The sequence below is a fragment of the Frankia sp. CeCAU1 genome, assembly GCF_977971845.1.
In genome coordinates, this window is record NZ_CDWWXA010000059.1 from 19966 (window position 1) to 27381 (window position 7416).

A 7416-nucleotide genomic window follows, 5' to 3' on the forward strand; every position below is an offset into this window, starting at 1 on the left:
AGTGTCCGAGATCCCACGGCGGGCCGTCGTCCGCACCGCCAAGCTGGCCACGCTTCCCATCGGAATAGCCGGCCGAGCCACCCTCGGCGTCGGCAAACGCATCGGTGGTCGCCCCGCCGAGGCCGTCGCCTCCGAGCTCCAGCAGCGCACCGCCGCGCAGATCTTCCGGGTGCTCGGGGAGCTCAAGGGTGGCGCCATGAAACTGGGCCAGGCGCTGTCCGTCTTCGAGGCGGTGCTTCCCGACGACGTCGCCGGGCCCTACCGGGCGGCGCTGACCAGGCTGCAGGAGGCGGCGCCCCCGCTGCCGGCGGCAGTGGTGCACCGCGTGCTCGCCGAGGAGCTCGGAGCGGACTGGCGCTCGCTGTTCACGAGCTTCGACGACGTTCCGGCGGCGGCGGCCAGCATCGGCCAAGTGCATCGGGCGGTCTGGGCTGACGGCCGAGCCGTCGCGGTGAAGGTGCAGTATCCGGGAGCGGGTCCCGCTCTGCTCGCCGATCTCACCCAGCTCGGCCGGGCCGCTCGGCTGTTCGGCGCGGTCACTCCCGGATTGGACATCAAGCCGCTGGTCGAGGAGCTCAAGGCCCGGATCGCCGAGGAGCTCGACTATCGGTTGGAGGCCGCCTGGCAGGGGGCCTTCGCCGAGGCGTACGCGGACGACCCGGACGTCGTCATCCCCCGGCCGCTGGCCGGTTCTGGCCGGGTGCTCGTGAGCGAGTGGATCGAGGGAATACCCCTGTCCGTCATCATCGCGGACGGTACCCCGCAGCAGCGCGACACCGCCGGCCTGCTGCTCGTGCGGTTTCTCTACTCCTGCCCGGGTCGCGCCGGTCTGCTGCACGCTGATCCGCATCCCGGCAACTTCCGCCTACTGTCCGACGGGCGGCTCGGCGTCCTGGACTTCGGCGCCGTGAACCGCCTGCCGGACGGCCTGCCGGCGCCGATCGGCCGGCTGGCTCGACAGACCCTGGCCGGGGACGCCGACGCCGTCGAGCAGGGACTGCGCCGCGAGGGCTTCATCCCGCCGTCGGCCGAAATCCGAGCCGAGGACCTGCTGGATTATCTGGCCCCGATGCTGGAGCCGATCGCGGTGGAGGAGTTCACCTTCTCCCGAGGCTGGCTGCGCAAGGAGGCCGCCAGGCTCGGAGACTGGCGGTCGGCGGCGGCACAGCTCGGTCGCCAGCTCAATCTGCCGCCGTCGTACCTGCTCATCCACCGGGTGACACTCGGCGCGATCGGCATCCTGTGCCAGCTGGGCAGCACCGGCCGCTTCCGGGACGAGATGGAGCGCTGGCAACCCGGGTTCGCCGAACCGGGGACGGCGACCGCCCGCGCGGCCGAGGACGCCAACCGGCCCGGTCGTCCCCTGCCCGCTCTCCCCGTCCAGGACGAGACCGGAATCGTCCGGCCGCTGGACGGCCCGGTCGTTCTGGCCGGCGGGTTGCCCGACCCGCGCAAACCCCGCAGACCAGGACGGACCGGCAGGACGACCAAGGCCCGCAAGGCCGGGAGGTCGGCGGCCGACACCGCTCCGGCGACTGCCGACGACCGGGCCACCGCCCCTGCGGCGCTGCCCCTGCAGGCCGAGCCGGCCGAACCGAGCCGGCCTTCCACCCCGGCGAACCGCTCCGCCGCGGCTCGACCCGGGCCGGGCCGCAAGGCCGCCCCCCGCCGGGCACCGGACGAGGAGTCGTTCTCCGACCCCGCAACCGTGACCGACGCTTGTTGACGGGCCGGCCCGGCGGGTCAACCCCCCGGCTACTCGACGATGTCAACGATGTCGACGCCGAGATACAGGAAGCCGTATCCCTCGTCCCGGAAACGCACCCCGGCGGTGCGCAGCGCAGCCCCCCAGTCGCCCTGGCAGGTGGGATCCGCCGCCTCCGAGCCGTGGTCGGCGGTCAGCAGGATCGCGGTCTCGGCCAGCAGATCCCGCTCGGCGAGCAGGTCGAGGAAGGCGCACAACCGGGCGTCCGCGTCCCGCAGCGCGGCGCGGGCCTGCTCGGAGTACGGGCCGCCCCCGTGATGCCCGGTGTCGGTGATGGTGGTGTTCCACCACATCAGGTCCGGGGGCACCGCGTCCGCCGCCCAGAGCTGCTGGACCTGCGCGAGGCCGAGCGCGTCCACCCGGGTGGACCAGGCATAGTCGGCGTTCTCCCCTACCCAGCGGGCGGTGGCGTGCGGGTCGCCGTCGGCCGCAGGCAGGTAGTCCCCCATATCGCCGGCCCCGCCGTGGTTACCGGCGGCCCGCACGAGCCCGAAGGTCGAGTAGTCCGCACCCCGGTCGACCGGTTCGTTCACGCAGGCGCTGGTCGCCCCGGGTCGGTCGCGCGCGAGGGCCTCGAACAGCGTCTCCACCCCGTCCCGAAGCTGATCGCACGCGGAATGCCAGGTCCGCACGTCGTTGACGATGACCTGCTCGCCGGTCGCCCGGTCGAAGTACACGTTGTGCAGGATGCCGTGCCGGCCCGGCCCGACTCCGGTGAGCGCGGAGGTGTGGTTGGTCAACGTGACGCTGGGGAACTCGGCGATCGCGCCGCCGGTCAGGGCCGTCCCGGTGGCGAGCAGACGCGCGACCCCCGGCAGCTCGCCGGTGTGCGCGAGGTGCAGGACGTCGTTGCTGTTGGCCCCGTCCCAGAGCAGGCCGACGACGTGCCGGGCCCCTGGCCCCACCAGATCGGTGAGCGGCCTCCCCTCCACATCCGCCATGGTCACGCCGGCGAGGGCCGCGAGGGTGGGTCCGATGTCGATGACCCGCGCCGGACAGGATCAGCGGAGCCCGGGACTGGCCGGCATCCAACGATCCGTGCTCACCCAGGTGGCCGCCGCGGTCGGGCCAGTAGTGCCGGGGGGTGTGTACGACGATCAGATCGGGTGAACGGCTGGGATCGGCGAAGGCGGACAGCAGTCGCCGTCCGGCGAACGGGTAGGAGTTGCGCTCGTTCGGTGGTGACGGGTCGGCGAGCGCCGCCGCGAGCGGCACGCCGTGCATCGGATCCTCCGACCCGAGCGGATCACGCCCGAAGCGGAGTTCCCGGGGACCGTCCGGATCGGCCACCGGCAACCGCGACGAACCGATCGCGTTCGCCACGTAGAGCCAGCCGGAATCGACCCAGGCCACAAGATCCACGATCGCGGCCAGCTCGGGACCGGTGAGGACGGCAACGGCCAGAGAAAGATCGTCGGATGCGGCCAGTCCCGGCGCTCCGGCCGGACCCGCACCTGTGGACACCGGGTAGACACGCTCGCTGCTGGGCACGCCGGAACAGTACCGGGGCCGCAGGCACCAGCGGAAGAAAAGCGCGGCAACACCGGTGGGCGGAACACCGACGATCCGGTGTCCCGCCCGTGCTGGTGCGGCGATGCCACCGCCGCCCCCATGTGATCAACTGGTGGCACGGGGGCTCAGGCTGCGACCTCTTCTTCCTTGCGCTCCTTGCGCGGACGGCCGCGGGGCCGCTTACGCGGGACGACGCTGCCGGTCACCAGCAGTTCGCCGCCCCACACTCCCCAGGGCTCGGCACGGTCCAGCGCGGCGGACAGGCACGCCGCCCGGATGGGACAGGTCCGGCAGACGGCCTTGGCGGTCTCCACGTCCGCCGGGGACTCAGCGAAGAACATGTCAGGATCTACGTCCCAGCAGGGCAGGACGAGACGATCCCGCTCGATCCGGGAAACGACCGAGGGGTCGAACACCGATGTCACCTCCGAGACAGGTTGGTCTTCGGGTGGGATGAAGGAAGCGAAACGACAAAGGCCGCGGTCCCCATCGGGATCCGCGGCCTCGGATTCGGCTCCAGTCGGCGCTAGTCCAGGAGCGGATCGTGGGCGGATCCCCGGAAGGTGAAGTGACGGTGTGCATAGCCGGACGCCGGCGCCACGCCCCCCGCCGGGTTCGGGAACGCGGACTCCTGGGCCGACAGATCATCGGCTTGGACCGTGAGGACGGCGGCGGACGTGCCACGGCCTGCGGACGCACCGACGACGGCACCGATGGCGGCACTCATAAATGCCGCGCCGTGCCGGTTCTCCCACGGACGGGTGATCTCGGCGACAGCTCTGTCCATCACGATGCTGAACACGACGAAATCACCTCCTTCTCTGTGGGACCCGGAGTCCGTGGGACCCGGACGGATGTCACTCCACATGCCCGCTTCAGGCGTCCTCGGTAACGGTAGAAGCTCGCAGCGCGAACCACAACATATTTTCTGTGTTGCGCCGCGAACACTTCCAGTTACGAAGCGTCGGGCGGCGTGTCGGACCCCAGTGACTCCACCACCGGCGGCGACCCGACCGGCGGCGACCCGACCGGCGGCGTGCGCCCCGCGACAAGGGCGAGTACCTCCTCCCCGTAACGGTCGAGTTTGGCCTGTCCGATGCCGGGCAGCCGCACGAGCTCGGCCACCGTGCCCGGCCGGCTCTCGGCGATCGCCTGCAGCGTGGCGTCGGTGAAGACGACGAAGGCCGGTGCCCCCTGTTCCTTCGCCCGCGCCGAACGCCACACCCGCAGACGCTCGAACAGCGCGGCGTCGACGTCGCCGGGGCAGCCCTCGCAGCGCCCGACCCGCGCGTGCACACCCGTCAACGACCGGCCGCACGTCCGGCACCGCACCGCCGACCTGCTCCGGGACCGACCCGGGCCGGTCTCCTCCGCCCCGGCCATGGGCCTCGCGCCCTCGCCTCGCCCCCCGTGGCGGACGCCGGCCGCGGACTCCCGGCGCATCGGACGCAGATCGTCGAGGAACCGGGACGGCCGCCTCGACCGCCGGCCGCCCTCCGCCCGGGACAGCGCCCAGGACAGGACGAGATGCCTACGGGCCCTGGTCACCCCGACGTAGAGCAGGCGACGTTCCTCGGCGATCTGCTCGGCGGTCCTGGCATGGACGAGGGGAAGCGTGCCCTCGGTCAGCCCGACGAGGAACACCGCATCCCATTCCAGGCCCTTGGCGGTGTGCAGGGTCGACAGGGTCACCCCCTGCACCGTCGGCTGATGCTCGTGGGTCGCGCGGTCGCCGAGCTCGGCGACGAAGGCCTCGAGGTCGGCCTCGGGCGAACGGGCGGCGAGATCACCGGCCAGCCGGTGCAGCGCGGCGAGGTTCTCCCACTGTTCCCGCTCGGCGCCCGAGCCCACCGTGGGCTGGTCCGCCCGCCAGCCGAGCGCTGCGAGGATGTCGGCGACGGCGGCCGTGAGTCCCTCCGGGCGGTCGGTGTCGGCGGAGCGCACCGCGGCCCGCAGCAACCTCATGGCTGCGACGACCTCGGTCCGCTCGAAGAACTTCTCCCCGCCCCGGAGCAGGTAGGCGATACCGGCCCCGCCGATCGCCGCCTCATACGCCTCGGACTGGGCATTCGTGCGGTACAGCACGGCGATCTCACTCGCCGGCACGCCCTGGTCGATCAGCCTGCGGATCCGGGACGCCACCGCGGCGGCTTCCGCCGGCTCGCTGTCGCACTCCAGCCACACCGGGGCGGGACCGTCCGGGCGAGCAGCGACGAGGCGGGCCGCCGGGGCCGCCCGCATCAGGGTGTTCGCGAGTCCGACCACCTGGGGGGTGGACCGGTAGTCTCGGATCAGACGCACCACGGCCGCGTCCGGGAACCGGCGCGGGAATCCGAGCAGGTGCTCGGGCGACGCCCCGGTGAACGAATAGATCGTCTGATGGGGGTCCCCGACGACACAGAGGCTGTCGCGCTCCCCCAGCCAGGCGTCGAGGACACGCTGTTGCAGGTCGTTGACATCCTGATACTCGTCAACGACGAAATGGCGGTATCTGGCCCTCACCTCGGCCGCGACCCAGCTGTGCTCCTCGATCATCGCCGCGTTCAGCAGCAGCAGATCCTCCATGTCGATCACACCGGCGTCGCGCTTGACCTCCTCGTACGCGGCGTAGAGCCGGGCGACCGTCTCGGGGGGAGCGGCGGTCTCCCGCCCGCTCGCCGCCGCCATCCGAGCGTAGTCCGCCGGGGTCACAAGCGTCGTCTTCGCCCACTCGACCTCCGAGGTGAGGTCGCGCAGCTCGGCCCGGTCCGGCCGCAGGTGCAGGCGGGCGGCCGCCCGCACCACGTACGGGATCTTGCTCTTCTCCACCTTGGGCAGCGCGACCCCGGCGACCGACGGCCAGAAGTACAACAGTTGCTTGAGAGCCGCGGAATGGAACGTCCTGGCCTGCACTCCATCGACGCCCATGGCCCGCAACCGGCCGCGCAGCTCTCCCGCGGCCCTGGCCGTGAAGGTCACCGCCAGGATCTGGCCCGGCCCGACCCCCCCCTGCGCGACCATGTGCGCGACTCGATGGGTGATGGTGCGTGTCTTACCTGTACCGGCGCCGGCGAGGATGCAGACCGGTCCGAGCGGGGCTCCGGCCGCGGCCCGCTGTTCGGGATCGAGCGCGGCGAGCAGATCGTTGCCCGATCGCACACGGGCGGCCTGGGCGGCGAGGGCAGGCGGTCCGGACATCATCCGATACGGTAGTCCCCGCCGCGCGGCGGGAACCGACGGCGCCGCGGTGGGGTTACATGAACCGTTGTGTCACCAGCGGCTTGGAGGCCCTTTCGTGCTTACGATCTACACGACTTCCTGGTGTGGCTACTGTGTTCGGCTGAAGCGCCAACTCGACCGTGCCGGCATCGAGTACACGACCGTTGATATCGAGCAGGACCCGACAGCAGAGCAACGTGTCCGCGATGCGAACAACGGGAACGCGACCGTGCCGACCGTGCTCTTTCCCGATGGCACTGTGATGACGAACCCGAGCCTTCGCCAAGTCACAGAGAAGGCCACTTCTGCCGCATAACGGATACGTAGAGCAACGACATCTCGGGAGTTCTTACCTTCCCACTGCACACGCGGCCGGCTCGTGGGACGGTGTCCGTTACTGCCCGTGAAGTTTGTGGGAGAGTTCGGCCTGTGTCGTCAGCACCTTCAGAACAGGCGTGGAGCACCGTCGATGCCGCGCTGCGGGCCGCCAGTGCCCTTCACCGGATGGAGGCGGCCTGTTTCGTCGTGGTATCGACGACGACCGCGAGCTATCTCCGGGTAACAGGTCCCTCCCCTGGTCTCGACGAGGGAACGCACTATCCCCGAGGGGACAGCCTGGTCGCCCGCGTGCTCGACGGCACGCCCGCCACGGCGTCCGGTCTTGACCCGACGCACGCCGGATCCGACACGGCCGAATACCGCCAGCTCGGGATACGCAGCCATGTCACGATGCCGGTGGTCCGCACGGACGGTCGGCTGGTGGGCCTCCTCGTCGGCCTGGACCGTAGCAAGGTGATCGTATCGGCCGACATCCTGGCCCTGCTGCGCGGGGTGGCCGATGCACTCGCGGTCACCGGGGACGTTCCCGCGCCGAGCCCGCCGACGGTCTCCGCGAACGGTCCCCGCCCGCCCGGCGGCCCGCCCCCGCCGGGCGGGCGGGG

General features: G+C 71.5%; 8 protein-coding genes. 4 read left to right on the forward strand and 4 right to left on the reverse strand.

Annotated elements, in window-relative coordinates; translation table 11 throughout:
- Nucleotide 1: 1 nt before the first annotated feature.
- The gene (locus AC08OO_RS12390; RefSeq protein ID WP_476610123.1) at nucleotides 2-1726 is read left to right on the forward strand and encodes an ABC1 kinase family protein; all 1725 of its coding nucleotides are present in this window, start codon (nucleotides 2-4) and stop codon (nucleotides 1724-1726) included.
- A 29-nt stretch (nucleotides 1727-1755) separates the two neighbouring features.
- Here the strand turns inward: AC08OO_RS12390 and AC08OO_RS12395 are convergent, their stop codons facing one another.
- The gene (locus AC08OO_RS12395) at nucleotides 1756-2697 is read right to left on the reverse strand and encodes an alkaline phosphatase family protein (RefSeq protein ID WP_476618524.1); all 942 of its coding nucleotides are present in this window, start codon (nucleotides 2695-2697) and stop codon (nucleotides 1756-1758) included.
- A 43-nt stretch (nucleotides 2698-2740) separates the two neighbouring features.
- On the opposite strand from AC08OO_RS12395, the gene AC08OO_RS12400 reads away from it, so the two are divergent.
- The gene (locus AC08OO_RS12400) at nucleotides 2741-2875 is read left to right on the forward strand and encodes a hypothetical protein (protein WP_023841362.1); all 135 of its coding nucleotides are present in this window, start codon (nucleotides 2741-2743) and stop codon (nucleotides 2873-2875) included.
- Between the two features lie 527 nt (nucleotides 2876-3402).
- Here the strand turns inward: AC08OO_RS12400 and AC08OO_RS12405 are convergent.
- The 3 genes from AC08OO_RS12405 to AC08OO_RS12415 all read right to left on the reverse strand — a co-directional run bounded on the left by AC08OO_RS12405 (nucleotide 3403) and on the right by AC08OO_RS12415 (nucleotide 6457).
- Entirely contained in the window at nucleotides 3403-3693 is a 291-nt protein-coding gene (locus AC08OO_RS12405) for a WhiB family transcriptional regulator (RefSeq protein WP_011438164.1), read from the reverse strand.
- Between the two features lie 110 nt (nucleotides 3694-3803).
- The gene (locus AC08OO_RS12410; protein ID WP_476610125.1) at nucleotides 3804-4079 is read right to left on the reverse strand and encodes a hypothetical protein; all 276 of its coding nucleotides are present in this window, start codon (nucleotides 4077-4079) and stop codon (nucleotides 3804-3806) included.
- Nucleotides 4080-4231: 152 nt separating this feature from the next.
- Complete coding sequence (locus AC08OO_RS12415; RefSeq protein WP_476610126.1) at nucleotides 4232-6457, reverse strand: ATP-dependent DNA helicase UvrD2; 2226 nt, start codon at nucleotides 6455-6457, stop codon at nucleotides 4232-4234.
- 94 nt (nucleotides 6458-6551) lie between these two features.
- Here AC08OO_RS12415 and AC08OO_RS12420 point away from each other — a divergent pair, with 94 nt between their 5' ends.
- Nucleotides 6552-6791, forward strand: coding sequence for a mycoredoxin (locus AC08OO_RS12420; RefSeq protein WP_476610127.1), 240 nt, complete (start codon nucleotides 6552-6554; stop codon nucleotides 6789-6791).
- 113 nt (nucleotides 6792-6904) lie between these two features.
- On the forward strand, nucleotides 6905-7416 hold a 512-nt coding region (locus AC08OO_RS12425), incomplete at its 3' end, for a GAF domain-containing protein (protein ID WP_476618525.1).